General features: G+C 68.0%; 20 protein-coding genes and 1 riboswitch. Of the genes, 15 read left to right on the forward strand and 5 right to left on the reverse strand.

Going from position 1 to position 24,699, the window contains the following annotated elements; translation table 11 throughout:
• The first annotated feature begins 35 nt into the window (after positions 1-35).
• From ACX9MO_RS04730 to ACX9MO_RS04740, 3 genes are all read left to right on the forward strand, one after another.
• Positions 36-533 (forward strand): VOC family protein, encoded by a 498-nt coding sequence (locus ACX9MO_RS04730; RefSeq protein ID WP_462213700.1) that lies wholly within the window; start codon positions 36-38, stop codon positions 531-533.
• 322 nt (positions 534-855) lie between these two features.
• Entirely contained in the window at positions 856-1,647 is a 792-nt protein-coding gene (gene trpA, locus ACX9MO_RS04735; protein ID WP_462213701.1) for a tryptophan synthase subunit alpha, read from the forward strand.
• A gap of 201 nt (positions 1,648-1,848) precedes the next feature.
• Positions 1,849-3,012: an alpha-hydroxy acid oxidase gene (locus ACX9MO_RS04740; protein WP_222491741.1), complete on the forward strand. Its 1,164-nt coding sequence runs from the start codon at positions 1,849-1,851 to the stop codon at positions 3,010-3,012.
• 60 nt (positions 3,013-3,072) lie between these two features.
• Here ACX9MO_RS04740 and ACX9MO_RS04745 read toward each other — a convergent pair whose 3' ends face one another.
• Positions 3,073-4,056 carry a class I SAM-dependent DNA methyltransferase gene (locus tag ACX9MO_RS04745; protein WP_462213702.1) on the reverse strand — a complete coding sequence of 328 codons (984 nt, stop codon included), beginning with the start codon at positions 4,054-4,056 and terminating at the stop codon, positions 3,073-3,075.
• A gap of 475 nt (positions 4,057-4,531) precedes the next feature.
• On the opposite strand from ACX9MO_RS04745, the gene ACX9MO_RS04750 reads away from it, so the two are divergent.
• The 5 genes from ACX9MO_RS04750 to prfB all read left to right on the forward strand — a co-directional run bounded on the left by ACX9MO_RS04750 (position 4,532) and on the right by prfB (position 12,767).
• The gene (locus ACX9MO_RS04750; RefSeq protein WP_222491737.1) at positions 4,532-5,155 is read left to right on the forward strand and encodes a 50S ribosomal protein L25/general stress protein Ctc; all 624 of its coding nucleotides are present in this window, start codon (positions 4,532-4,534) and stop codon (positions 5,153-5,155) included.
• Positions 5,156-5,489: 334 nt separating this feature from the next.
• Entirely contained in the window at positions 5,490-7,172 is a 1,683-nt protein-coding gene (locus ACX9MO_RS04755) for a thiamine pyrophosphate-binding protein (protein ID WP_462213703.1), read from the forward strand.
• Positions 7,173-7,602: 430 nt separating this feature from the next.
• Positions 7,603-8,832, forward strand: coding sequence for an N-acetylmuramoyl-L-alanine amidase (locus ACX9MO_RS04760; RefSeq protein WP_222491733.1), 1,230 nt, complete (start codon positions 7,603-7,605; stop codon positions 8,830-8,832).
• Positions 8,833-8,993: 161 nt separating this feature from the next.
• Entirely contained in the window at positions 8,994-11,543 is a 2,550-nt protein-coding gene (locus tag ACX9MO_RS04765; RefSeq protein WP_222491731.1) for a penicillin-binding protein 1A, read from the forward strand.
• 99 nt (positions 11,544-11,642) lie between these two features.
• Positions 11,643-12,767: a peptide chain release factor 2 gene (prfB, locus tag ACX9MO_RS04770; protein WP_222491729.1), complete on the forward strand. Its 1,125-nt coding sequence runs from the start codon at positions 11,643-11,645 to the stop codon at positions 12,765-12,767.
• A gap of 174 nt (positions 12,768-12,941) precedes the next feature.
• Here prfB and recR read toward each other — a convergent pair whose 3' ends face one another.
• From recR to guaD, 3 genes are all read right to left on the reverse strand, one after another.
• Positions 12,942-13,499, reverse strand: coding sequence for a recombination mediator RecR (gene recR, locus ACX9MO_RS04775; RefSeq protein ID WP_462214422.1), 558 nt, complete (start codon positions 13,497-13,499; stop codon positions 12,942-12,944).
• Positions 13,500-13,545: 46 nt separating this feature from the next.
• Positions 13,546-13,890, reverse strand: coding sequence for a YbaB/EbfC family nucleoid-associated protein (locus tag ACX9MO_RS04780; RefSeq protein ID WP_222491725.1), 345 nt, complete (start codon positions 13,888-13,890; stop codon positions 13,546-13,548).
• 151 nt (positions 13,891-14,041) lie between these two features.
• Positions 14,042-15,331, reverse strand: a complete 1,290-nt coding sequence (guaD, locus tag ACX9MO_RS04785) for a guanine deaminase (RefSeq protein ID WP_462213704.1) — start codon at positions 15,329-15,331, stop codon at positions 14,042-14,044.
• Positions 15,332-15,541: 210 nt separating this feature from the next.
• Between guaD and mgtE the strand changes: the two genes are divergently transcribed.
• The 5 genes from mgtE to gltX all read left to right on the forward strand — a co-directional run bounded on the left by mgtE (position 15,542) and on the right by gltX (position 21,703).
• Positions 15,542-17,029 carry a magnesium transporter gene (gene mgtE, locus ACX9MO_RS04790; RefSeq protein ID WP_462213705.1) on the forward strand — a complete coding sequence of 496 codons (1,488 nt, stop codon included), beginning with the start codon at positions 15,542-15,544 and terminating at the stop codon, positions 17,027-17,029.
• Positions 17,026-17,583: a 5-formyltetrahydrofolate cyclo-ligase gene (locus tag ACX9MO_RS04795; RefSeq protein WP_462213706.1), complete on the forward strand. Its 558-nt coding sequence runs from the start codon at positions 17,026-17,028 to the stop codon at positions 17,581-17,583. Before mgtE ends, ACX9MO_RS04795 begins: the two co-directional genes overlap by 4 nt.
• A 40-nt stretch (positions 17,584-17,623) precedes the next feature.
• On the forward strand, positions 17,624-18,691 hold the full coding sequence (locus ACX9MO_RS04800) for a zinc-binding metallopeptidase family protein (RefSeq protein ID WP_462213707.1): 1,068 nt from the start codon (positions 17,624-17,626) through the stop codon (positions 18,689-18,691).
• Positions 18,692-19,082: 391 nt separating this feature from the next.
• Positions 19,083-20,234 (forward strand): hypothetical protein, encoded by a 1,152-nt coding sequence (locus ACX9MO_RS04805; protein ID WP_462213708.1) that lies wholly within the window; start codon positions 19,083-19,085, stop codon positions 20,232-20,234.
• A 143-nt stretch (positions 20,235-20,377) separates the two neighbouring features.
• On the forward strand, positions 20,378-21,703 hold the full coding sequence (gltX, locus tag ACX9MO_RS04810; protein WP_462213709.1) for a glutamate--tRNA ligase: 1,326 nt from the start codon (positions 20,378-20,380) through the stop codon (positions 21,701-21,703).
• Positions 21,704-22,147: 444 nt separating this feature from the next.
• On the opposite strand, the gene ACX9MO_RS04815 is transcribed toward gltX, so the two are convergent.
• Positions 22,148-22,720 (reverse strand): gamma-glutamylcyclotransferase family protein, encoded by a 573-nt coding sequence (locus ACX9MO_RS04815; protein WP_462213710.1) that lies wholly within the window; start codon positions 22,718-22,720, stop codon positions 22,148-22,150.
• 100 nt (positions 22,721-22,820) lie between these two features.
• Here ACX9MO_RS04815 and ACX9MO_RS04820 point away from each other — a divergent pair, with 100 nt between their 5' ends.
• Together ACX9MO_RS04820 and gcvT are read left to right on the forward strand one after the other, a co-directional pair.
• Complete coding sequence (locus ACX9MO_RS04820; RefSeq protein ID WP_462213711.1) at positions 22,821-23,285, forward strand: RrF2 family transcriptional regulator; 465 nt, start codon at positions 22,821-22,823, stop codon at positions 23,283-23,285.
• A 41-nt stretch (positions 23,286-23,326) separates the two neighbouring features.
• Positions 23,327-23,414, forward strand: a riboswitch (glycine riboswitch).
• A 156-nt stretch (positions 23,415-23,570) separates the two neighbouring features.
• Positions 23,571-24,692 carry a glycine cleavage system aminomethyltransferase GcvT gene (gene gcvT / locus ACX9MO_RS04825; protein WP_462213712.1) on the forward strand — a complete coding sequence of 374 codons (1,122 nt, stop codon included), beginning with the start codon at positions 23,571-23,573 and terminating at the stop codon, positions 24,690-24,692.
• Positions 24,693-24,699 lie beyond the last annotated feature (7 nt).

A 24,699-nucleotide genomic window follows, 5' to 3' on the forward strand; every position in this document is an offset into this window, starting at 1 on the left:
CACCTATGGCGCCGACGCCAAGGGAGGGCCGGAAGATGCTGACCGCCTACATCCATTTCATGGGAAATTGCGAAGAAGCAATGACCAAGTACCACGAGATCCTCGGCGGGGAGCTGACGCTGACGCGCTATGCCGATGCGCCGCCCGAGGCGGATTTCGGCCCCAGCACCGAGGAGGAGGACGCGAAGATCATGCATGCGCAGCTCGACTTCGCGGATGGCGAACTGCTGATGGCGGCAGATTACCCGCCAGGCGTCGAGGGGCTGCCGCAGCAGGCGGTGGTGATCACGCTGACCCTCAAGCAGGTGACCCGCGCCGAGGAACTCTTCGAGGCGCTGCGCGAACGCGGGGCGGTGATCCATGCTTTCGGGCCGACGTTCTTCTCGCCGGGCTATGCCATGGTGCGGGATCGGTTCGGCACCACATGGATGCTGATCGCCGACAGCGACGCCACCGAGGCCCCGGGCGCCCCCGGCAGCGCGCCCGACAGCGCACCAGACAGCGCCCCCGCAGAGGACAGCGCCGAGGACTGACAGCGCCCCGTCACGCGCAGGCAGGCGGGGATCGCGCGCAACGCCGCCCGGCTGAGACGCGTCAGGTTGGGTATCGCCCGGCCTTCGCGGGGCCTTCGCCGGGCCGGCTCCGCGCGATGCCGCTTGCCACTCCTTTGCCGGGCTGCCGCGCCGGCACGGCAGGCGTGAGGCCTCCGCGGCCAGCGCGCAGGGGCCAGCCAAGGTGTAAACCGCCCCGCTTTGCCCACAAAGACACCCCGCCGCGCTGCCTCAGATGCGCCGGGCCATTGATTTTCCCGCCGCCATTCTGCAAACCCGTCCGGCGTATCGGAAAGGACCGCCCATGACTCGTATCGACGACACCTTCGCCCGTCTCCGTTCGGAAGGCAAAAAGGCCTTCGTCGCCTACATGATGGCCGGAGACCCGGACGAGGCGACCTCGGCCGAGGTGCTGGCCTGCCTGCCGCGCGCCGGTGTCGACGTGATCGAACTGGGCATGCCCTTCACCGATCCCATGGCCGACGGCCCCACCATCCAGCTGGCCGGCCAGCGTGCGCTGGAAAGCGGCATGACGCTGAACAAGGTGCTCGACATGGTGCGCGCCTTCCGCAAGACCAACAACGAGACGCCGATCGTGATGATGGGCTACTACAACCCGATCTACAGCCACGGCGTGGACGCCTTCCTCGCGGATGCCAAGGAGGCCGGGATCGACGGTCTGATCGTCGTCGACCTGCCCCCGGAAGAGGACAGCGAGCTCTGCATTCCCGCGCAGGCGGCCGGGCTGAACTTCATCCGCCTCGCCACGCCCACCACCGATGACAAGCGCCTGCCGAAGGTGCTGCAGAACACCTCGGGCTTCGTCTACTACGTCTCGATCACCGGGATCACCGGGGCGGCGGCGGCACAGGCCGTGGACGTGGGCCCGGAAGTGGCCCGCATCAAGGCCAAGACCGACCTGCCCGTCATCGTGGGCTTCGGCATCCGCACCCCCGAGACCGCCGAGCAGATCGCCTCGGTCGCGGATGGCTGCGTCGTTGGCTCCGCCATCGTGGGCGAAGTGGCCAAGGGCAAGCTGATCGCCGAGATCGAGGCCTTCGTGCGCGGTCTCGCGGAAGGCGCGCACCGCGCCTGACCCGCTGTGCCGGGCTGCTGGTCGCCGCTGCGCGGCAGATCGGGGCCTCCGGCGGGGATATTTGAGAACAGTGGATGAGGGGGCTGCGGCCCCCTTTGACGTTTCGGCGGGACGGATGAGAGGGCGGGGCTGCGCTCCCTTGCCCGTCTTCATCGCGGGCTCTAAGACAGGCGTGACCCGCGCAAAGGGAAAGGTTCCGCCATGCCAGTGATCACCTGTATCGACGACCTCAAGCGACTGCACCGCCGCCGCACACCGAAGATGTTCTACGACTATGCCGAGAGCGGCAGCTGGACCGAACAGACCTTCCGCGAGAACACCACGGACTTCCAGAAGATCCACCTGCGCCAGCGGGTTGCGGTGGACATGACCGGCCGCAGCCTCGAAAGCGAGATGATCGGCCAGAAGGTCGCCATGCCGGTGGCCCTGGCCCCGGTGGGCCTGACCGGGATGCAGTCGCCCGATGGCGAGATCAAGGCGGCGCGGGCGGCAGAGGCCTTCGGCGTGCCCTTCACCCTGTCCACCATGTCGATCTGTTCCATCGAGGACGTGGCCGCCCACACCAGCAAGCCGTTCTGGATGCAGCTCTACACCATGAAGGACATGGACTACGTCTATCGCCTGATCGACCGGGCGAAGGCGGCGAACTGCTCCGCCCTCGTGATCACGCTGGACCTTCAGATCCTCGGCCAGCGGCACAAGGACCTGAAGAACGGCCTGACCGCCCCGCCCAAGATGACGCCGAAGAATATCCTCGACCTCTCGACCAAATGGGCCTGGGGCATGGGCATGCTGCAGACGCCGCGGCGGACCTTCGGCAATATCGTGGGCCACGCCAAGGGGGTCAGCAACCTCTCGTCGCTCTCGTCCTGGACGGCCGAGCAGTTCGACCCGGCGCTCGACTGGGACAAGGTCGCCAAGCTCAAGGAGTACTGGGGCGGCAAGGTGATCCTGAAGGGGATCCTAGATGCCGAGGACGCGGTGATGGCCGCCAAGGTGGGCGCGGATGCGATCATCGTCTCGAACCACGGCGGGCGCCAGCTGGACGGGGCGATCTCCTCGATCCGCGCGCTGGACCCGATCCTGCAGGCCGTGGGCGATCAGGTGGAGGTGCACCTCGACGGCGGCATCCGCTCGGGGCAGGACGTGATGAAGGCCGTGGCCATGGGCGCCAAGGGCACCTACATCGGCCGCGCCTTCGTCTACGGGCTCGGCGCCATGGGGCAGGCCGGCGTGACGCGCGCGCTGGAGGTCATCGCCCGGGAGATGGACATCTCCATGGCGCTCTGCGGCAAGCGGCGCATCGACGAGCTGGACCGCTCGGTCCTGCAGATCCCGGCAGATTTCTCGGGCAACTGGGCCTGATCACTGCTGCACCGGGCCGCTGCGGCCCGGTGCCACCCGGCATGCCTCGGGCCGGGCCGCTCACGCCAGCGCCAGATCCTCGCCATCGCCCAGGCGGCTGACCGGCTGCGCCGCGCGGCGCGCCGTGACCACCAGGCCTTCCACATCCGCCCCGCGATCGCGCCGCAGCGTCGCGGTGACCAGCGTCACCTCGGCCAGCCCCGCGTCTTGCAGCAACTGCGCCACGTAGTCGGCGGAATGGGCAAAGCGACGGCTGTCGCGCAGGGCCACCGGCGCCTCGCCGCGCTCCACTGTGAAGGCCAGCGTGCCGCCGGGCCGCAGGGCGCCGACGCACCAGCCCACGATCTGCTCCAAAGCGCCGAGGTAGATGAAGACATCCGCCGCCACGATCAGGTCGTAAGAGGGCTCCACCGGCTCCAGCGCCGAGAGGTCGCGTTTCTCCAGCAGGTCGTAGAGCCCCTTGGCCCGGGCCTCGGCCAGCATCCCGGCAGAGATGTCATAGCCCGCCATCCAGTCGCAGAGGTCGCGCAGGGCAACGCCCGCCAGCCCGGTGCCGCAGCCGAGGTCGAGCATCCGGGCAAAGCGCCCCTGCGCCTCCTGCCCCTGCCCCTGCCCCTGCCCCTGCCCCTGCCCCTCCAGCCTGCGGCGCAGCAGGTCGGGCGCGCAATAGTCGAGCTGATCGACCAGCGCCGCCTCGAACTTGGTGGCATATTGATCGAAGAGCGCCTCGACGAAGGCCGAGGGCATGGCCTCGCTCAGGGGCACGCGGCGGATCAGGTCGCGCTTGAGCCCCGCGCCCAGCCGGTCGGAGGGATCGAGCCGCAGCGCCGCGTCCCACGCGGCCACGGCGCCGGGGGCATCCTGCGCGGCCTCGCGGAACTCGCCGAGGCGATACCAGCCCGCGGCCCAGTCGGGCGCCAGTTCCAGCGCCTCGGTCAGGAGATCCGCGGCAGCGGCGGGATCCCCCGCGCGCGCCAGCCCCTCGGCGAAACCGAGGCGGCGATCGACAATGAGGTTGCCGGACGACAGGCTGTGTGCCGCCATGATGCTGACTTTCAATGGGGTCCGCTCGTTGGCCTTGCGGCCACGCGGCAGAGACACGTGCGCACCACCCAGCGGGTGCAGGCGCCATTAGGGCCGCGCGGGGCGTCTGGTCAAGAGGTCTTGAATGCCCGCCACCGGAGACGCCGCAGGCGGCCCATGGCAGCGGCCAACGGCGGCGCCCGGGTACCGGGAGACGGCCCGATCCTGCCGTGCCGCACCGCGCCCGTGCTGGCGTACTGGGCCTCGTGCGGCCCTTGAGACCGGACCGGCGGCGCGCGGTCCGGGATGGCAGATACCTTGCACCCGGCCCTCCCCCGGCCTATCGCCCCTCCTCCACCGCGCTTCCGCCCCTCTTTCCGGGCGAGGAGGCCGCTTTTGCCCTTTGCAAGCTGGGGGGACTCGTGTATTGGCGCGGCTTCATGCGGGCATACAGCCTTGGAGGATGCCCGCCCAACTGTTCTTAGGAGAGACAATTATGGCTGGAGAGATTCCTGATCTCGTTGTCCAGGAACGCGCGGGGACGGGCAAGGGCGCCGCTCGCCAAGCTCGTCGTGACGGCATGGTTCCTGGTATTGTTTACGGTGGTGGCGAAGACCCGCTGTCGATTCAGATCCCGTTCAACGTCCTGTTGAAGCGCCTGAAGCAAGGCCGCTTCCTTTCGACCCTGTTCAACCTGAAGGTTGAAGGCCGGGAAGACGTGCGCGTGATCTGCCGCAACGTGCAGCGTGACGTGGTTAAGGACCTTCCGACCCACCTCGACCTGATGCGCCTGCGCCGTACCAGCAAGATCAACCTCTTCATCCCCGTCGAATTCGTCGGCGAAGAGGCTTCGAAGGGCATCCGCAAGGGCGGCGTGCTGACCACGGTCCGCCCCGAGGTGGAACTGGTCGTCACCGCTGGCGACATCCCCGAGAAACTGGTTGCAGACATTTCGGGCATGGACATCGGCGACACGCTGACCATCTCGAACATCACCCTGCCGGAAGGCGCCAAGCCGACCATCGACCGTGACTTCGTCATCGCCAACATCTCCGCGCCCTCGGGCCTGCGGTCGTCGGGCGACGCCGAGGAAAGCGAAGAGGAGGCCGGCGAGGAGTAATCCCGCCGCGTCCCGACCGGACTTCAGATCAGGCGCGACCCTCCGGGGCCGCGCCTTTTTCTTTGCCCGTGTTGCTTTGCCCGTGGCGCCAGTTGCCGGCAGCGGGCCCAGGCCCCGGCCCCTTGCGGCGCGGCTCCAAACCAGGACCGGTGTCCTGCGCCCGCGCTCTTCGCCCTTATCATTCACCAGTCTTCCGAGCCCGCGCCCGGTTGCACGGCCTCGCGCGCCCGGCCCGCCCCGGGGCTGCGACCGGCGCCCGTCCGCCCGCGCGCTTGCCGGACAGGGGAATTCGCGCCACAGTCCTCCTGTCACACCGACGATCGGAGGACCGGCCATGAAGGATGAAACCGCCACCGGACTGGGCGCGCGCAGCGGCGCGCGGGTGCTGGTCGATCAATTGCTGGCGCAGGGCGTGGAGCGCGCGACATGCGTGCCGGGCGAAAGCTACCTCTCGGTTCTCGACGCGCTGATCGACAGCGGCATCGACCTGATGACCTGCCGGCAGGAGGGCGGCGCCGCCATGATGGCCGAGGCCCACGGCAAGATGACCGGCCGTCCCGGCATCTGTTTCGTGACCCGCGGACCGGGGGCCACCAATGCCTCTGCCGGGGTGCATGTGGCGATGCAGGACAGCACCCCGATGATCCTCTTCGTGGGGCAGGTCGCCCGCGAGATGAAGGAGCGCGAGGCGTTTCAGGAACTCGACTACAAGGCGGTCTTCGGCACGATGACGAAGTGGACGGTCGAGATCGACGACGCCGCCCGCATCCCCGAAATCGTCGCCCGCGCCTTCCGCACCGCCATGCAGGGCCGCCCCGGCCCGGTGGTGATCGCCCTGCCCGAGGACATGCTGGCCGACATGGTCTCGGTCCCCGATGCGCCCTGGGTGGAAGCACCGCAGATCGCACCGGTTGCACAGGACATCGCCCGGCTGGAGGACCTGCTCCAACGCGCGCAGCGCCCCATCGTCATCCTCGGCGGCGGCGGCTGGTCGCCCGAGGCGCGCGAGTCGGTGATCCATTTCGCCGAACGCTGGGCGCTGCCGGTGGCGGTCTCCTTCCGGCGCACCGGGCTCTTCCCTGCGGATCATGACCTCTACGTGGGTGACCTCAGCCTCGGGCCGAACCCGGCGCTGACCGAGGCGATCCGCGGCTCGGACCTCGTGCTCATGCTGGGCACGCGGCTGAGCGAGATCGCCTCCAACGGCTATACGCTCTTCGACATTCCGACGCCCGGGCAGCAGGTGGTCCATGTCCATGCCGACCCGGAGGAACTGGGCCGGGTCTACCAGCCGACGCTGGGGCTGACCGCCACGCCCATGGGGCTGATGCTGGCGCTGGAGGGGCTGACGCCCTCGGCCCTGCCCTCGGGAGACTGGGCCATGGCCTGCCGCGGTGCCTACCTCGACTGGTCCGAAGTGCCGCAGCCCAATCCCGGCCCGCTCCAGATGGGCGAGATCATCTGCTGGCTGCGCGACCGGCTGGGCCCGCGCGACTACATCGCCAACGGCGCGGGCAATTTCGCCACCTGGATCAACCGCTACTACCGGTTCCGGGGCTACCAGACCCTGCTGGCGCCAACTTGCGGCTCCATGGGCTATGGGCTGCCGGCCGGGATCATGGCCAAGCGCACCTACCCGGAGCGTATGGCCGTGACGATCGCGGGCGACGGGGATTTCATGATGACGGGGCAGGAATTCGCCACCGCCGTGCACCACGATATCCCGGTGGTGGTCGTGGTGGTGGACAACGGCATGTACGGCACGATCCGCGCCCATCAGGAGCGGGAGTTCCCCGCGCGGGTCTCGGCCACGGACCTGACGAACCCGGATTTCGCGGCGCTGGCCATGGCCTATGGCGGCCATGGCGAACGGGTGGAGACCACCGCGGCCTTCCCCGCAGCCTTCGAGCGGGCCGTCGAGAGCGGCAAGCCCGCAATCCTGCACTGCCTGCTGGAGAAGGAAGCGATCTCGGCCAGCCGGACGCTCTCGGGGATCCGGGACCGGACGTTCCCCTGACCGGGCCCCTGACCGGGAAAAACGGGCAGGGCCGAACACTCCCGATTGCGCCCAAACGCAGGTCCTGCATCCACCGGCTCGCGGGAAGGGCAGCGCCGAACCGAGGGGAGGCGCGAGAGCGCCGCCCCGTGGGGGCGGTTCGGCGCTGCCCGGCCTCTCGGCCGGGCGGGACATATCGAGGGCACCGTGCGGGGACGCTGACTTCAGGCGTACAAACGTTAAGAGGCCGATACCGCCATACTTGACAGCAGAGCGCGCCAAGAGTTTCCCGAGCAGTTCAAGCGATCCATGGCTCCGCACTCGCGGCGTTACCCGCCAGCGGCGGATCGGCACCACCGCACCGCCACCGCAATTTCCCGATCCGCAGATTCCCATCCTCGCCGGCATCCGCTACACTCCGCGCAAACAGCAAACGCCGGAAAGGCAGGACATGAGCAGGACCCTCGGCGCGCTTTTCGTAGCGCTCGCCGCGCTGTGCCTCTGCACCCCGCAGAGCCGCGCCCAGCAACAGGATTTCAGCGCGCTCGCCCGCGTCGACCTCTCCGGCAGCCAGATCATCGACGATGGCGACGGCATCCGGCTGGAGCTGAAGCTGAGCCAGGGCGTGCCCTACCGGGTCTACACGCTGACCAACCCGCCGCGCGCCGTGATCGACTTCCGCGAGGTCGACTGGGACGGCGTCGCCAAGGTGAACCTGCTGAACTCCGACCGGGTCACCGACCTGCGCTTCGGCCCCTTCCGGCCGGGCTGGTCGCGCCTCGTGATGGACCTCGCCGGGCCCTATGCGCTGCACCGGGTCGGCACCACCATCGACACCGCCTCCGGCCGGGCGCGGCTCACCGCCCGCTTCACGCCGACCGAGGCAGAGACCTTTGCCGCCCGCTCCGGCGCGCCGCGCGATCCCGCGTGGGACCTGCCCGAACCCAGCCTGACCGCGCCGAAACCGCGCGGCGACGGCCCGGTGACCGTGGTGATCGACCCGGGCCATGGCGGCATCGACCCGGGCGCGGAATTCGACGGGCTGGTGGAAAAGGACCTCATGCTCACGCTGGCCCGCGAGGTGAAGGACGCGCTGCTGCGCTCCGACGGGGTGCAGGTGGTTCTGACGCGGGACGACGACAGCTTCGTCTCGCTCGAACGGCGCGTCGCCATCGCCCACGAGAGCCGGGCGCAGATTTTCATCTCGCTCCACGCCGACCTGCTGCCCGAGGGCAAGGCCCGCGGCGCCACGGTCTACAAGCTGGCCGAGGCGGCGACCGACGCGGCCTCGGCCAAGCTGGCCGAACGGCACGACCGCGATGACCTGCTCTCGGGCGTGGACCTGACCGGCAAGGACGACGTGGTGGCCGATGTGCTGCTCGACCTCGCCCGGATGGAGACCCAGCCGCGCACCGCACTCTTTGCCCGGACGCTGGCCGACAAGATCGCCGCCGCCGAGGTGCCGCTGAACTCCCACCCGATCCGGGCGGCGGGCTTCTCGGTGCTCAAGGCCGCCGACATCCCATCGGTGCTGGTCGAGGCGGGCTTCCTCTCCAACGACCGCGACCGCGCCAACCTTGCCGATCCCGCCTTCCGCGCCCGGCTGGCCGGGGCGATTCGCGACGCGGTGCAGGCCTGGGTCGTGGCGGATGCCGCCAATGCGCCGCTGGTGCGCCAGTAGCCGCGGGTTTCCGCCCATCCATGCCCGACCGGCGGGCCACAGCCTGCCTGCACCCACCACATGCAGGGAAACGGCGCGTCGCGGCCCCGTCCTGACCCCTATGTGTTTTGACCGCGCCAGCACGCGCGCCTATATACTGCCTCAACAATCGGGGGCAGACCTTGCTGAGATTCATTCTTTCCTTCTTCGGCGGCATCTTCACGCTGATCACCATGGGGATCATGGTCGTCGCGCTGAGCATCGGCGCGGTGTTCTGGATCTACGGGCAGGATCTGCCCAGCCATGAGAGCCTGGCGCAGTACCAGCCCAAGACGATCAGCCGGATCTACTCGGGCGAGGGCCAGATCATCGACGAATTCGCCGTCGAGCGCCGGATCTTCGTGCCCGCGGACGAGATCCCCGACCTGGTGAAGGAAGCCTTCATCTCCGCCGAGGACAAGAACTTCTACACCCACGGCGGCTATGACACCCGCGGCATGCTGGCCGCCGGGATCGACGCGGTGAAGTCGCGCGGCAAGAACGTGCGGGGCGCCTCGACGATCACCCAACAGGTGATGAAGAACTTCCTGCTCTCCGGTGACCGCAAGATCGAACGCAAGATCAAGGAGATCATCCTTGCCTCGCGGCTCGAGGAGTCGATGTCGAAGGACAAGATCCTCGAACTATACCTGAACGAAATCTTCCTCGGCCAGAACTCCTACGGCGTCGCCGCCGCGGCCCAGACCTACTTCAACAAGTCGCTGGCCGACCTTGAGCCGCACGAGGCCGCCTTCCTCGCCTCGATGCCCAAGGCGCCCTCGGACTTCCACCCGGTGCGCAACAAGGAGCGGCTGAAGCAACGCCGCGACTACGTGCTGCGCGAGATGGAAGACAACGGCTACATCGACATGGCCACCATGGAGCACGAGATCGCGGAGCCCGTGCGCTCGGTCCAGAACGGCGATTTCGACAGCTTTAAGGGCACCCTGCCCCCACGCGACTACTTCACCGACGAGATCCGCCGCCAGCTGTCCAAGGATTTCGGCGAGGGCGAATTTTTCTCGGGCGGCTATTCCGTCCGCGCCACGATCGACCCCGAGATGCAGGTCGAGGCCGCCGTGGCCCTGCGCCACGCGCTGGAGAAATACGACCGTTCGCGCGGGATCTGGCATGGCCGTCTCGGCACCATCGAGGCCGAGAACCTGACTGCCGACAAGTGGCGCGACGCACTCGCCTCCTTCAATGCCCCGCGTGACATCGAGGTCGATGGCAAGTGGCATCCCGCCGTGGTGCTGGAAGTGGGCAGCAGCGATGCCCGCATCGGCATCGAGGGCGTCGACGACGATGCCGACGGCCACTGGATCCCCGCCAATGACGTGCAATGGGCCCGCAAGCGGCTGGAAAACGGCCGCCTTGCCTCTGCTGCCCGCACCGCCGGCGACCTGCTGGAGGTGGGCGACGTCGTCATGGTGCGCGCCATGACCTCGGACAGCGACGGCAGCTTCATCCGCTGGACCCTGCGGCAGGTGCCCGAGGTCGAGGGCGGCTTCATGGCGATGGACGTGAACACCGGTCGCGTGATCGCGATGCAGGGCGGCTTCTCCTACCAGCATTCGGTCTTCAACCGCGCCACGCAGGCGGAACGCCAGCCCGGGTCGTCCTTCAAGCCCTTCGTCTACGCCGCGGCGCTGGACAGCGGCTACACCCCGGCGACGATCATCATCGACGCCCCGATCGAGGTGAACACCCCGCAGGGCATGTGGCGCCCCAAGAACGCCTCGAACCAGTATTACGGCCCCACGCCGATGCGGACCGGGATCGAGCATTCGCGGAACCTCATGACCGTGCGCCTCGCGCAGGAAGTGGGCATGGACACCGTGGCCTCCTACGCCGAGCGCTTCGGCGTCTACGACAACATGGGCCGCTACCTCGCCAACGCCCTCGGCTCCGAGGAGACGACGCTCTACAAGATGATCTCGGCCTACGCGATGTTCGCCAACGGCGGCGAGCGGGTGGAACCCACCCTCGTCGACCGCGTGCAGGACCGCTACGGCAAGACGATTTACCGCCACGACCAGCGGGACTGCGTCGACTGCGCCAACCCGAACCTGCCCGCCCATGCGGCGCCCTCGATCGTGTCCAAGCGGCAGCGGGTGATGGACGCGATCACCGCCTACCAGCTGACCTCGATGATGCAGGGCGTGGTCCAGCGCGGCACCGCCTCGCGCGCCGTGAACCTGCCGGTGCCCACCGCGGGCAAGACCGGCACCACCAACGACGCCCGCGACGTCTGGTTCCTCGGCTTCACCTCGAACATCGTCGCCGGCTGCTACATCGGCTACGACGATCCCCGCCCCATGGGCCGGGGTGCCTCGGGCGGCGGCATGTGCGGCCCGGTGTTCCAGGAATTCATGACCGAGGCGGTCCAGAAATACGGTGGCGGCAAGTTCAAGGTCCCGCCGGGTGGTCACTTCATCAAGATCGACCGCTTCACCGGCGCGCGCCTGTCGGACGATGCCTCGGGCAACAACGTGGTGGCGGAATACTTCCGTGACGGCGAAGAGCCCGTCTTCGGTGTCTTCTACGACGGCGGCTTTGCCATGGGCTCGAACCTGCCCCTCTTCGAGGAGGTCGGCCAGTCCGCCCGCGAGGTCACCACCTCCACCGGCAAACGCGCGGTCGTCGGGCCCAAGGCCAGCTTCGGCTCGGTCTCCTCGGGCGGTCTTTACTAGGAAAACAGCGGGCCGCAGGGCTGCGCGACCGGGGCTGCCGCTTGCCGCGGCCCCGGTCCGCTGCTATCACGCGGCACCGAGAAGCAGACGGATTGTGACATGCGCACCGAGGCCCAGAACATCGTTTCCGACATCGAGAAGAGCCTGACCCTGCTGGGTCAGCGCATGGGTCTCGAGACGGCACAATACCGGCTGGAGGAATTCAACGCCCGCGTCGAGGACCCCAACCTCTGGGACGACCCGGCCAAGGCGCAGGCGCTGATGCGTGACCGTCAGGCGCTGGTGGACCAGCTGGCGATCTACAACGGCATCAAGCAGGAGCTCTCCGACAACGTCGAGCTGATCGAGCTCGGCGAGATGGAGGACGACGACGAGGTGGTGACCGAGGCCGAGGCCGCCCTGAAGGCGCTCAAGGCCAAGGCCGCCGAGAAGGAACTCGAAGCGCTGCTCAACGGCGAAGCCGACGCCAACGACACCTTCCTCGAGATCAACGCCGGCGCAGGTGGCACCGAAGCCTGTGACTGGGCCTCGATGCTGCAGCGGATGTACGTCCGCTGGGCCGAGAAGCGCGGCTACAAGGTCGAGTTGCAGTCGGAGGAAGCGGGCGCCGAGGCGGGCATCAAGTCGGTCTCCTACAAGATTTCCGGCCACAACGCCTATGGCTGGCTGAAATCCGAAAGCGGCGTCCACCGCCTCGTGCGGATCTCCCCCTTCGGCAAGGGCACGCGCGAGACCTCCTTCGCCTCCGTCTGGGTCTACCCGGTGGTCGACGACAACATCGAGATCGAGGTGAACCCCGCCGACATCCGGATCGACACCTACCGCTCCTCGGGCGCGGGCGGCCAGCACGTGAACACCACCGACTCCGCGGTGCGGATCACCCACCACCCCACGGGCATTGTGGTGACCTCGTCCGAGAAGTCCCAGCACCAGAACCGCGACATCGCCATGAAGGCGCTGAAATCGCGGCTCTACCAGCTGGAGCTCGACAAGCGGAACGCGGCCATCAACGAGGCGCATGAGAACAAGGGCTCGGCCGGCTGGGGCAACCAGATCCGCTCCTACGTGCTCCAGCCCTACCAGATGGTGAAGGACCTGCGCACCAACCACGAGACCTCGGACACCTCCGGCGTGCTCGACGGGGCGCTCGACGGTTTCATGGCCGCAACGCTGGCCATGGACGTCAGTGGCAAGTCCCGCGCCGAGGCCAACGCCGAGGAGTGATCCCGGAGCGCGGGCCCCGCGAGCGGCCCGCGCCTCCCCGGCGCCACGAGCGCCACGAGCGCCACGAGCGCCACGAGCGCGTCAAAATTCTTCGAAGAATTTTGGCAAGAATTTTCGAAATTCGTGCGCTCCCCCCGCCGGCTCAGCGTCCGGTGCGTCGGAGAGCTGCGTCGCTCAGAGGTCCTTGCGGGCCCGGAGCGCCGCGCTGATCGTCCCGTCGTCGAGGTAGTCGAGCTCCCCCCCGATCGGCACGCCCTGCGCCAGCGAGGTCAGCCGCACCCGGCCCTCCAGCTGATCGGCGATGTAATGCGCCGTGGTCTGGCCATCCACCGTGGCATTCAGCGCGAGGATCACCTCGCTCAGCCCCTCGTCCACCACGCGCCGCACCAGCTTGGGGATGCCCAGCTCGTCCGGCCCCACGGCATCCAGCGCACTCAGCGTGCCGCCGAGGACGTGATACCGCCCCCGGAACACGCCCGAGCGTTCCATCGCCCAGAGGTCGGCCACGTCCTCCACCACGCAGAGCTCGCCATTGGCGCGCTTCTCGCTCAGGCAGATGTCGCAGCGGTCGGCGGAGCCGAGGTTGCCGCAGACCACGCATTCGCGCACCGTGCTGGCCACCCGGGCCATCTGGTCGGCCAGCGGGATCAGCTGCAGGTCCCGCCGCGCGATGAGATGCAGCACGGCCCGCCGGGCCGAGCGCGGCCCGAGCCCGGGAAGCCGCGCCATCATCTCGATCAGCGCGTCGATATCAGAGGTGGCCTCGGTCAAGATGCCCTCAGAACGGCATCTTCATGTCGGCCGGCAGGCCGAGGCCCTCGGTCAGCTTCGACATCTCGGCCTGCGACTTGTCCTGCGCCTTCTGCTGCGCATCCTTGATCGCCGCGAGGATCAGGTCCTCGACCACTTCCTTCTCGTCGGGGTTGAAGATCGACGGGTCGATATCGAGCCCCGTCAGAACCCCCTTGGCGGTGCAACGTGCCTTGACCAGGCCCGCGCCGCTTTCGCCCTGCACTTCGAGCGTTTCCAGCTCTGCCTGCAGCTCGGTCACCTTCTGCTGCATTTCCTGCGCGGCCTTCATCATCTTGGCCATGTCGCCGATCTGTCCCAGACCCTTGAACATCGTTCTCTCTCCAAAAAGCGTCGGTTTGCCCTGCTAAACCATATCGGAAGCCGAAAGGCGATCCACAACCGCCTTCATCCACTGTTCCCAAGTATCTTCGGGGGGCACGGGGGGCAGACAGCCCCCCGCCCCTGCCCGGGGCGCGCCCCCCTCAGGTCGCGCGCCCGTTGATCCAGACCGCGCGCACCGCGCGGTCGTCGCCCATCATGATGGTGGGGAAGAGCGCCTCCCAGAGGTCGTCGGCCTCTGCCGCGCGCTGCGCGATGGCGGGGGTCGAGGCGAGGTCGAGCACCACGAGGTCCGCCTCCATCCCCGGCATCAGCCGCCCGATCCGGTCCTCCATCCTGAGCGCCCGGGCCGAGCCGCCGGTGGCGAGCCAGACCAGATGCGCGGGATGCAGCGCCTCGCCGCGCAGCTGCGCGATCTCGTAGGCCGCCGCCATGGTCCGCAGCATCGAGAAGGAGGAGCCGCCGCCGGTATCGGTCGCCAGCCCCACGCGCAGCCCCCAGGACGCCAGCCCCATCATGTCGAAGAGCCCCGAACCGATGAAGGTATTCGAGGTCGGGCAATGCACCAGCGAGGCGTCGACCTCCTTCAGCCGGTCGATCTCGCGCGCCTCCAGGTGGATCGCGTGGCCGTAGAGCCCCCCCGGCCCCAGCAGCCCGTGGGCCTCGTAGGTGTCGAGGTAATCGCGCGCCGTGGGGAAGAGCGCCTTCACCCAGGCGATCTCGTCGGTCTGCTCGCTCAGGTGGGTCTGCATCAGGCACTCGGGGTGCTCGGCCCAGAGTGCGCCCATGGCTGACAGCTGCTCGGGCGTGGAGGTAGGCGAGAAGCGCGGCGTGATCGCGTAGGAGATCCGTCCGCGTCCGTGCCACGTCTCCAGCAGGGCCTTGCTGTCGTCATAGGCCGATTGCGCGGTGTCGCGCAGCCCCTCCGGGGCGTTCCGGTCCATGCAGGTCTTGCCCGCCACGACGCGCTGCCCGCGGGCCTCGGCCTCGGCGAAATAGGCCTCCACCGAGGCGGGGTGGATGGTGCAGAAACTGGCCATCGTCGTGGTGCCATGGGCGGCGGTCAGGTCGAAGTAGCGTTTCGCGATCTCGCCCGCGTAGGCCGGATCGGCAAAGCGCATCTCTTCGGGGAAGGTGTAGGTGTTGAGCCAGTCGATCAGCCGCTTGCCCCAGGACGCGATCATCGCGGTCTGCGGGAAATGGGCATGGGCGTCGATGAAGCCGGGCAGGATCAGCCCGTCGCCGTAATCGCGCAGCTCCGCCTCCGGGTGGGCCGCGCGCAGCTCGTCCGCGGGCCCGACGGAGCGGATCAGCCCGTCCTCGATCAAGACGCCGCCGCGGCTTTCGACCTGAGCCACCGCCTCCCAGCCCGCGGCAAAGGGATCGCCGTTCACGCTGAGTGTCTGGCCCAGCAGAAGTGTCATCTCGCCCATTGCGCGCCCTCCGGTCTGACTGCACCCATGCGATGCACCGCAGGGCAGCCTAGCCCCTGCCGCCGCCCGGGTAAATCGCCGCGCGACGTCAGCGCCGGACGGCCGCCCCTGCCCGTCCGCTCCCGTGCAAATCCGCGTTGAAAACCCGCACCAAGCATTGTCTCGCCAGCAGTCTCCTCTATTCTCGGATCAAAGCAGAACGGGCAGGACATGAGCGACAGAAAAGACGACCAGACCCGCGAAGACGACCTGTCCCGCACCCGGCCCGAGACGGCCGCGGACCCCGAGGCGCGCGCCGCTCAGGCGACCGAGGCCGCCCATGACGCCGAGGACGACGAGGCCGAGGACACCCCGGCCTACCATATCGACCGCAAGACCATCGCGGCGATCCTCTATGCCGTGGAAACCGGCGACCGCGAGAGCCTGACCGAGCTGATGGAGCCGCTGCACGCGGCCGACATCGCCGACATCCTCGAACAGGTGAACGCCTACGACCGGCGCCGGATCGTCCTGCTCTACGACCGGGAACTCGACGGCGAGATCCTCTCGGAACTCGAGGAATCGATCCGCGAGGAAGTCATCCGGCTGATGAAGCCGGAAGTGCTGGCCGACGCGGTCCGGGAACTGGATTCGGACGACGTCGTCGACCTGCTTGAATACCTCGAGGAGCCGCAACAGGAGGCGATCCTCGACGCGCTCGACGACAGCGACCGGGTCGCCGTCGAACAGGCGCTGACCTATCCCGAGGAATCCGCCGGCCGCCTGATGCAGCGCGAGGTCGTGGCCGTGCCGGAGTTCTGGTCCGTGGGCGAGGCGATCGACTACATGCGCGAGCGCGACGACCTGCCGGACCAGTTCTACCACGTGATCCTCGTCGATCCGCGGATGAAGCCGGTGGCCCATGTCCAGCTCGGCCGCCTGATGGCCGCGCCCCGGGCCTCGAAACTGGCCGAGATCACCGAACCCTCCTTCCGCACGATCCCCGCGGATCAGGACGAGGGCGAGGTGGCCTATGCCTTCAACCAGTACCACCTGATCTCCGCCCCCGTTGTGGACGAGGACGAGCGTCTGGTGGGGGTGATCACCATCGACGACGCGATGATCGTGCTGGACGAGGAACACGAGGAGGACATCCTGCGCCTCGCCGGTGTGGGCGAGGAAAGCTCGCTCAACGACCGGGTGTTCCAGACGCTGAAGCAACGCTTCCCCTGGCTTGCGGTGAACCTCGCCACGGCGATCGTCGCCTCGCTGGTGATCTCGCTCTTCGAGGGGACGATCGCGCAGTTCGTGGCGCTGGCCGTGCTGATGCCCATCGTGGCCTCCATGGGCGGCAATGCGGGCACGCAGAGCCTGACCGTCGCGGTGCGCGCCATCGCCACCCGCGACCTTACCGGGTCCAACGTCTGGCGGGTGATCCGGCGGGAGGCGCTGGTGGGGCTGATGAACGGCCTCGCCTTCGCTGTGGTGATGGGGATCATCGGCATGGTCTGGTTCGGAGAGCCGAAGCTGGGCCTCGTCATCGCCCTGGCCATGGTGATCAACCTGCTGGTCGCCGGTCTGGCGGGCACCGTCGTCCCGGTGGTGCTGGAGAAGTTCAAGGTCGACCCGGCGCTGGCCTCGGGCACCTTCGTGACCACCGTCACCGACGTGGTGGGCTTCTTCGCCTTCCTCGGTCTGGCCGGGATCATCCTGCTGTGAGCCTCGCAGAGGCCAAGGCAGCCGCGCGCAAGGCGGCCTTCGCCCGGCGCAAGGCCGCCCACGCGGCGGGCGGCGCGGGCCGGGCCGGACACCTGTCGCAGGTGCTGGCCGGCTATCGCGGCGTGCCGCTGGCGGGCTACATGCCGATCCGCTCCGAGATCTCCCCCCTGCCCGCCATGGCGGAGGCCGCGGCCCACGGCCCCGTCGGCGTGCCGGTGATCCGCGGCGCGGGCCAGCCGCTCGACTTCCACGCGTGGGAGCCCGACGCGGAGATGATCGCGGGCCCCTTCGGTGCCATGGTCCCCGCCGATCCCGTGCCCGTGGATCCCGAGATCCTCATCGTGCCGCTGGTGGCCTTCACCCGGGCGGGGGCCCGGCTGGGCTATGGCGGCGGCTTCTACGACCGCACGCTGGAACGGCTGCGGCAGCGCCACGGCGTGCTGGCCATCGGCTTTGCCTATGCCGCGCAGGAAGCCGACGCGCTGCCGATGGAAGAGACCGATCAGCCGCTGGACCTGATCGTGACGGAACAGGGTGTCATAGAGATACGTTAGACCGCAGGAACCCGAACCGATCCGGAGGCACTACCACCCGATGCGCGTCTTCAACTGCACCTGCGGCAACCCGCTCTTCTTCGACAATGTCACCTGCACCGCCTGCGGTCGCTGGGTCGGCTGGTGCCCCGGCTGCGCGGGCATCTCCTCGCTGGAGGGCATGGGCGAAGACCGCTGGCGCTGCACCACCTGCGACAGCACGCTGCTGAGTTGCGCCAACTACGCGGGCGAAGGGGTGTGCAACCGGATGATCCCCGAGGCGCAGGGCCCGGGCCTGTGTGACTGCTGCGCGCTGAACGAGACGATCCCCGACCTGGGCGTCGAGGGCAACCGCGACCGCTGGGCCCGGCTGGAGGCCGCCAAGCGGCGGCTGATCTACGCGCTCGACCGGCTGGGCCTGCCCTGGGGCGGGGCGGACAGCGGGCTGGAGCCGCCGCTGAGCTTTTCCTTCATGGGCGACACCCTGAAAGGCGACGAGGTCTGGCGCTCTGCCGGGCCGGAGGAGCGCGTCTATACCGGCCACGCGGGCGGCCATATCATCATCAACATTGCCGAGGCCGATGACGCCGAGCGCACCCGCCTGCGCGTCGATCTTGGCGAGGCCCACCGCACCCTGATCGGCCATTTCCGCCACGAGGTCGGCCACTACTACTGGGACCTGCTGATCAAGGGACAGGACGAAGCCGCCTTTGCCGCGCTCTTCGGAGATCCGAACGAGGATTACGCCGCCGCGATGGAACGCCACTATGCCGAAGGCCCGCCGCCCGACTGGCAGCAGCGCTACATCAGCGCCTATGCCACGATGCACGCCTGGGAGGACTGGGCCGAGACCTGGGCGCTCTACCTCGACATCGCCAGCGTACTGGACACGGCCGGCGCCCTTGGCGTCACGCTGGGCCCGCCCGCCGATACCGCCGAGATGATGGTGCGACGCTACCAGTCCCTCGGGCTGATCCTGAACGAGCTGAACCGGGAAATGGGGCTGCTGGATTTTGTCCCGGAAGTGATCAATCAGCCGGTGATCGAGAAGCTCGACTACGTGCACGCGGTGATCGCGCGTGCCTCAAAGGCCGGGACGCAAGCGGGCGATTCGCGGGCGACGGTCTGATTTCGACACATATTCGCCACAATTGAGTCACCTTTTCGCCCCAATTGGCCAAATCGATCACATGACGGAAGCATGCATCCGGCGTCCTTCGCGTGTTTTCAGGAGGTTGCGGTCAACTTGAGCGAGTGCGCCGAGCGCCGTCCCGATCGCAATCTTGTCCCAAGTTTGTCAGGATTTAGGTGCATTCTAGACTAATATTATTCAAAAATAAATCTTGATTTTGGAATATATGTTTCCAGCCGCGAAATCCATTGTTGCGATTTTGGCGGTAGCGCGACGCCCCGTTCCGCCCCCCGTATAGGGTCAGGCAGCGTGTTTGCGGCCCGGCCCGGAGGAGGGCCTGTAGTCCCGGATCCCGTCCGGGTTGGGTAACGAGTAGGAGCGCATTTCCATGTTCAAGATCTTCAAAACACTTCTGTCCAACGACGACAGCTCGGACCCGCACGGGTCCGGGCTGGGTGGGCTGCTGGAGGAAGACGGCCTTGTCGATGACCTGCTGGGCGACGGCGGCGTGGTCGACGATCTTCTCAACGATGACGAGACCGAGGACCATTCCCGCACCGACGGGGCCGACGACGACCTGCTGGGCGAAGGCGGCATCCTGGACGAACTCGCAGGCGATGGCGGCGTGCTGGACGAGTTCCTCACCGGCGACGACAAGCCGGATTATTCCGAAACCGACGGCGCGGTCGACGACCTGCTGGGCGAAGGCGGCACCGTGGACGAACTGCTTGGCGATGGCGGCACGGTGGACAACCTGCTGACCGGCGACCGCCATTCGGATCATTCCGAGACCGATGGCGTGGTGGACGGCCTGCTGGGCCATGGCGGCACCGTCGATGAACTCATCGGCGACGGCGGCACGCTGGACGACGTGGTCAACGGCGACAGCCACGTGGACTACGGCGAGAAGGACGGCGTCGTGAACGACCTCCTCGATGAGGGCGGGGCCGTGGACGAGCTTCTGGGCGATGGCGGGCTGGCCGACGGGCTGCTCAACGGCGACCACGAGAGCGACGGGACCGAGACCTCGGGCATCGTGGACGGGTTGCTGGACGAGGGCGGCATCGTGGACGAACTCGCCGGCGACGGCGGCGTGGTGGATGAATTCCTCACCGGCGACGACGAGGCTGACGGCTCGCGGACCTACGACCTGGCCGAGAGCCTCGTGGGTGAAGGCGGCATCGCGGACGAACTGCTGGGCGACGGCGGCACGGTCGATGACCTGCTCACCGGCGACGACCACCCCGACAACACCCGCACCGACGACGCCGTGGACGACCTGACCGGCGAAGGCGGTCTGGTCGACGAACTGGCGGGCGACGGCGGCCTCGTGGACGATCTCCTCACCGGGGATGACCACCCCGACTACAGCGAGACCGACGGCGTGGTGGACGATCTCCTCGGCGACGGCGGGGCGGTGGATGAGTTGCTCGGACCGGGCGGCCTGCTGTCCACAGGTCTGCTGGATGACGAATACGGCCATGACGAGGAGGAATGGTGCGACGAGGAGCCCGAGGAAGATCTCTGCGACTTCCTCTGATTTGGGCCTCCCGGGCGGGCGCCGCCCCCACGGCCACCCGTCCATCACGCGGGGTCTGCCAGTTGCAGGCCCCGCGTCTTTCATTGGCCGGAATGGACAATTGCCGCATTTCGTGACAAAGCGCGCGCAACAGGAGTTTGTCCATGACCACCACACGTTTCGCCCCCTCGCCCACCGGCCACATCCACGTGGGCAACCTGCGCACCGCCCTGTTCAACTGGCTGATCGCCCGCAAGGCCGGCGGCACCTTCATCCTGCGGATCGACGACACCGACGCCGAACGCTCGAAGGAGGAATATGTCGATGGCATCAAGCGCGACCTCGAATGGCTCGGCCTGACCTGGGACCGCGAGGAGCGTCAGTCGCTGCGGCTGGACCGCTACGCCGAGGCCGCCGAAAAGCTGCGCGGGATGGAGCGGTTCTATGAATGCTTCGAGACCCCGGTCGAGCTGGACCTGAAGCGCAAGAAGCAGCTGAACATGGGCAAGCCGCCGGTCTATGACCGCGCCGCCCTCACGCTGTCCGAGGCCGACAAGGACAAGCTGCGCGAAGAGCGCGGCCAGGGCCACTGGCGCTTCCTGCTCAAGCAGGAGCGGATCGAGTGGACCGATGGCATCCTCGGCGACATTTCCATCGACGCGGCCTCCGTCTCGGACCCGGTGCTGATCCGCGGCGACGGTCAGGTGCTCTATACCCTCGCCTCCGTGGTGGATGACGTGGAGATGGGCGTGACCTCGATCGTGCGCGGTTCGGACCACGTGACCAACACCGCGACGCAGATCCAGATCATCGAGGCGCTCGGCGGCACCGCGCCCGCCTTCGCCCACCACTCGCTGCTGACCGGCCCGGCCGGCGAGGCCCTGTCGAAACGCCTTGGCGCCCTGTCGATCCGCGACCTGCGCGACCGCGGTGTCGAGCCGATGGCCCTGCTCTCGCTCATGGCGCGGATCGGGTCGTCCCAGCCGGTGGAGCTGCGCGACAGCCCAGAGGACCTGCTGGAAGGCTTCGACCTGACGCATTTCGGCGCGGCGCCCACCAAGTTCGACGAGAACGATCTCTTCCCGCTGACGGCCCATATCCTGCAGCAGAAATCCTTCGACGAGGTGAAGGACCGCGTGCTGGCCACCGGCGTCCCCGCCGACAAGGCCGAGCAGTTCTGGACCGTCGTGCGCGACAACATCACCGTGCTCGACGACATGCACGCATGGTGGACGCTCTTCGCGGAAGGCGCGGAGCCCGACATCGCGGAGGAGGACAAGGAGTTCATCGCCGAGGCGATGACCCTGCTGCCGCCGCCGCCCTACGACGCCGAGACCTGGGGCAAGTTCACCGCCGAGGTGAAAGAGAAGACCGGCCGCAAGGGCAAGGGGCTCTTCATGCCGCTGCGCAAGGCCCTGACCGGTCAGGCCCACGGGCCGGACATGTCCGCCGTGCTGCCGCTGCTGCAGAAGGTAAAGGCCAAGGGCTGAGAGGCTCTGAAGCTCAGGATTTGAGGAGAGGGCGCGGGGATACCCCGCGCCTTTTTCATTGGCGGAAGGCAGGAGCGCTGCATCCACCCAGACCTACCGGTCTTGCGGAACCGCCGACGTCCGCGCAACGGTCGCCGCTGCAACTGTGCCGCCTCGACCCCTGCCCCACCGTCGCAGCGGCACCTCTTCCCGGTTCATTGATTACCCCCCGCGCGGAACAAGGCCTCAGGCCGCCGCGCATCGCCGGCGCGCCCCCACGCGGCGGCGATTTGGTGAGGTGGGGTGGGTCCTCGACAGGACACGAGATGCTTGGCTGAGATAAACTGCTCGCCAGAGAGGTTCGGATCGCCTCCGCGCGCGCCGGCAATGCGCGGCTCCGTGTCTAGTCGTGCGGTCGCGCGCCGTAGATGTACGTCCGCGCAGCCGCAGCTTCGCCCAACCGCCTCAACCCACCGGCCGCAGCTCGCTTCCCAGCCGCGCCAGCATCGCATCGACAAACGCCTGTTCATCCGCCGCCAGCTCCCGGTGGCGCGGGTAGAGCGGGGCGGCGCGGTCATCCAGAACCGGGCTGTCCCAGCCGTCCGTCGTGGCAAAGAACCGCTCCGCGCCGTCCTCGCCGAACTCCCGCAGGTAGCCCTGCACCACCACATCGAGATAGCTCAGCAGGATCGGATGCAGCGCGTCCGCCCGGGGATGCTTGTCCTCGGGGATGGTGTAGATCGCGATCTCGGCCGGATGGCTCAGGTCATGCAGCACCGCCCCGCCGTGGGCCACCCGGTCATAGGCGAATTCCCGGTCGTCGAGCGCCTGCCAGTCCGCGCCGGGCACCGCGGCGATCAGGCCTTCGATCTCGGTCCCGGGCGCGGGCACGGCGGTCAGGATCGCGAAGGGACGCAGTGCCGTGTGGCGCCAGAGCCGCCGCCAGCCTTGCGCCGTGGCAGGCCGGATATCGACGTAATCGTGGGTCGTGCGGTTCACCAGAGAGCCGTAGCCGAAAAAGTAGGGATTATTTTGCATCTTTTCTCCGGAACTTGATCTGAATCATGTAGTCATCTTTTCGCGCCCTGCATCCTCTCCGCATTCTTTTGAGTTCTCATGTTCCAGTGGAGGCACGGTTATGCGGCTGACGAAACGGACCAATATTTCGATGCGCGTCCTGATGTACTGCGGCGCGAACAATGATCGACTTGTCACGAAATCCGAAATCGCGGAGTGCTGCAACACCTCCGAGAACCATCTGGCGCAGGTGATCAACCGGCTTGGCCAGCTCGGCTTCCTGCATACGCAGCGCGGCCGCAACGGCGGCATCACCCTGGGCCGTCCGATGGAAGAGATCACCGTGGGCGAGGTCTTCCGCGCCGTCGAATCCAGCGTGCCGATCACCGAGTGCTTTGCCGAGGGCGAGAACACCTGCCCGCTGGTGTCGGCCTGCAAGCTGCGTCCGGCCATTGCCCGCGCGACCGAGGCCTTCTACCACGAGCTCGACGGGATGCTGCTCTCGGAACTGGTCTGCGGCAACGACTCGCTGATGCAAATCATGGCACCGGCGGCCTGCATGTCGCGTCCCGCGCTTCACGCCTGACGTCCCCCCTTGCCACAGCGCGCGCGCTTGGCTATCGCTGACGAAATCGGACAGGGAGAACCGGCCCAGCCGGTGCCGAAGGAGCAACCGCCCCGGAAACTCTCAGGCCCCACGGACCTGCCGATACTGAAACTCTGGAGAGAGGCCCCTTGATATGGGGTCCGCCGAAGGGATAGCGATCTCAGGCAAACGGACAGAGGGGGCATCGCGGCGCGGGGATACCCCCTGCGCGGGCGCGGTGCCGGGCGCAATCCGTCATCCCGCCCCTCGAATCGGAGGGACGCTATGAGCGATCTGGAAGAGCTGCCGCTGGCAGCCCTGCACCGCGAACTGGGGGCCAAGATGGTTCCCTTCGCGGGCTACGAGATGCCGGTGCAGTACACCGCCGGCGTCATGAAGGAACACCTTCACACGCGCGAGGCCGCGGGCCTCTTCGACGTCAGCCACATGGGTCAGGTGATCCTGCGCGGGGCGGATTACGCCACCATCGCCGCCGCCTTCGAAAGCCTCGTGCCGGTGGATGCCATCGGGCTGAAGGACGGCCGTCAGCGCTATGGCTTCTTCACCAACGAGGCCGGCGGAATCCTCGACGACCTGATGTTCGCCAACCGGGGCGATCACCTCTTCGTCGTGGTAAACGCCGCCTGCAAGGCCGCCGACATTGCGCATATGACGGCCAACCTGCCCGGTATCAAGGTCGAGGAAATCACCGGCCGCTCGCTGCTGGCGCTTCAGGGCCCCGCGGCCGAGGCGGCGCTGGCGAAGCTCGCCCCCGAGGTGGCCGAGATGACATTCATGGACGTGCGCGACGTGACGCTGGCAGGCGTGACCTGCTGGGTCTCGCGCTCGGGCTACACCGGCGAGGACGGCTACGAGATCTCCGTCCCCGACGCGCAGGCCGAGGAACTGGCCCGTGCCCTGCTGGCGGATGAGAGCGTCCTGCCCATCGGCCTTGGCGCGCGCGACAGCCTGCGGCTGGAAGCCGGGCTCTGCCTCTACGGCCACGACATCGACGAGACCACCAGCCCGATCGAGGCCGGGCTGATCTGGGCGATCCAGAAGGCCCGCCGCGCAGGCGGTGCCCGCGAGGGCGGTTTCCCCGGGGCAGAGCGCATCCTGCGCGAGATCGCCGAGGGCCCGGCCCGCAAACGCGTGGGCCTGCGCCCCGAGGGCCGCGCGCCCATGCGCGAGGGCGTGGCGCTCTTCGCCGATGCGGACAGCACCGAGACCATCGGCACCATCACCTCGGGCGCCTTCGGCCCGACACTGGGGGCGCCCATGTCGATGGGCTATGTCCCCGCGGACATGGCAGCGCCCGGAACGGCGCTTTCCGGCGAACTCCGGGGCAAGCGGGCTCCGCTGACCGTTGACAGCCTGCCCTTCGTTCCCGCCAACTTCAAACGCTGAGACCTGG

This window comes from Pseudooceanicola profundus, assembly GCF_054919315.1.

What these genes read in the sequence shown, in the direction of transcription:
- ACX9MO_RS04730 (WP_462213700.1), top strand. Translation starts at nt 36, where the DNA reads ATGCTGACCGCCTACATCCATTTCATGGGAAATTGCGAAGAAGCAATG.
- trpA (WP_462213701.1), top strand. Translation starts at nt 856, where the DNA reads ATGACTCGTATCGACGACACCTTCGCCCGTCTCCGTTCGGAAGGCAAA.
- ACX9MO_RS04740 (WP_222491741.1), top strand. Translation starts at nt 1,849, where the DNA reads ATGCCAGTGATCACCTGTATCGACGACCTCAAGCGACTGCACCGCCGC.
- ACX9MO_RS04745 (WP_462213702.1), bottom strand. Translation starts at nt 4,056, where the DNA reads ATGGCGGCACACAGCCTGTCGTCCGGCAACCTCATTGTCGATCGCCGC.
- ACX9MO_RS04750 (WP_222491737.1), top strand. Translation starts at nt 4,532, where the DNA reads ATGGCTGGAGAGATTCCTGATCTCGTTGTCCAGGAACGCGCGGGGACG.
- ACX9MO_RS04755 (WP_462213703.1), top strand. Translation starts at nt 5,490, where the DNA reads ATGAAGGATGAAACCGCCACCGGACTGGGCGCGCGCAGCGGCGCGCGG.
- ACX9MO_RS04760 (WP_222491733.1), top strand. Translation starts at nt 7,603, where the DNA reads ATGAGCAGGACCCTCGGCGCGCTTTTCGTAGCGCTCGCCGCGCTGTGC.
- prfB (WP_222491729.1), top strand. Translation starts at nt 11,643, where the DNA reads ATGCGCACCGAGGCCCAGAACATCGTTTCCGACATCGAGAAGAGCCTG.
- recR (WP_462214422.1), bottom strand. Translation starts at nt 13,499, where the DNA reads ATGATGGCGCGGCTTCCCGGGCTCGGGCCGCGCTCGGCCCGGCGGGCC.
- ACX9MO_RS04780 (WP_222491725.1), bottom strand. Translation starts at nt 13,890, where the DNA reads ATGTTCAAGGGTCTGGGACAGATCGGCGACATGGCCAAGATGATGAAG.
- guaD (WP_462213704.1), bottom strand. Translation starts at nt 15,331, where the DNA reads ATGGGCGAGATGACACTTCTGCTGGGCCAGACACTCAGCGTGAACGGC.
- mgtE (WP_462213705.1), top strand. Translation starts at nt 15,542, where the DNA reads ATGAGCGACAGAAAAGACGACCAGACCCGCGAAGACGACCTGTCCCGC.
- ACX9MO_RS04800 (WP_462213707.1), top strand. Translation starts at nt 17,624, where the DNA reads ATGCGCGTCTTCAACTGCACCTGCGGCAACCCGCTCTTCTTCGACAAT.
- ACX9MO_RS04805 (WP_462213708.1), top strand. Translation starts at nt 19,083, where the DNA reads ATGTTCAAGATCTTCAAAACACTTCTGTCCAACGACGACAGCTCGGAC.
- gltX (WP_462213709.1), top strand. Translation starts at nt 20,378, where the DNA reads ATGACCACCACACGTTTCGCCCCCTCGCCCACCGGCCACATCCACGTG.
- ACX9MO_RS04815 (WP_462213710.1), bottom strand. Translation starts at nt 22,720, where the DNA reads ATGCAAAATAATCCCTACTTTTTCGGCTACGGCTCTCTGGTGAACCGC.
- ACX9MO_RS04820 (WP_462213711.1), top strand. Translation starts at nt 22,821, where the DNA reads ATGCGGCTGACGAAACGGACCAATATTTCGATGCGCGTCCTGATGTAC.
- gcvT (WP_462213712.1), top strand. Translation starts at nt 23,571, where the DNA reads ATGAGCGATCTGGAAGAGCTGCCGCTGGCAGCCCTGCACCGCGAACTG.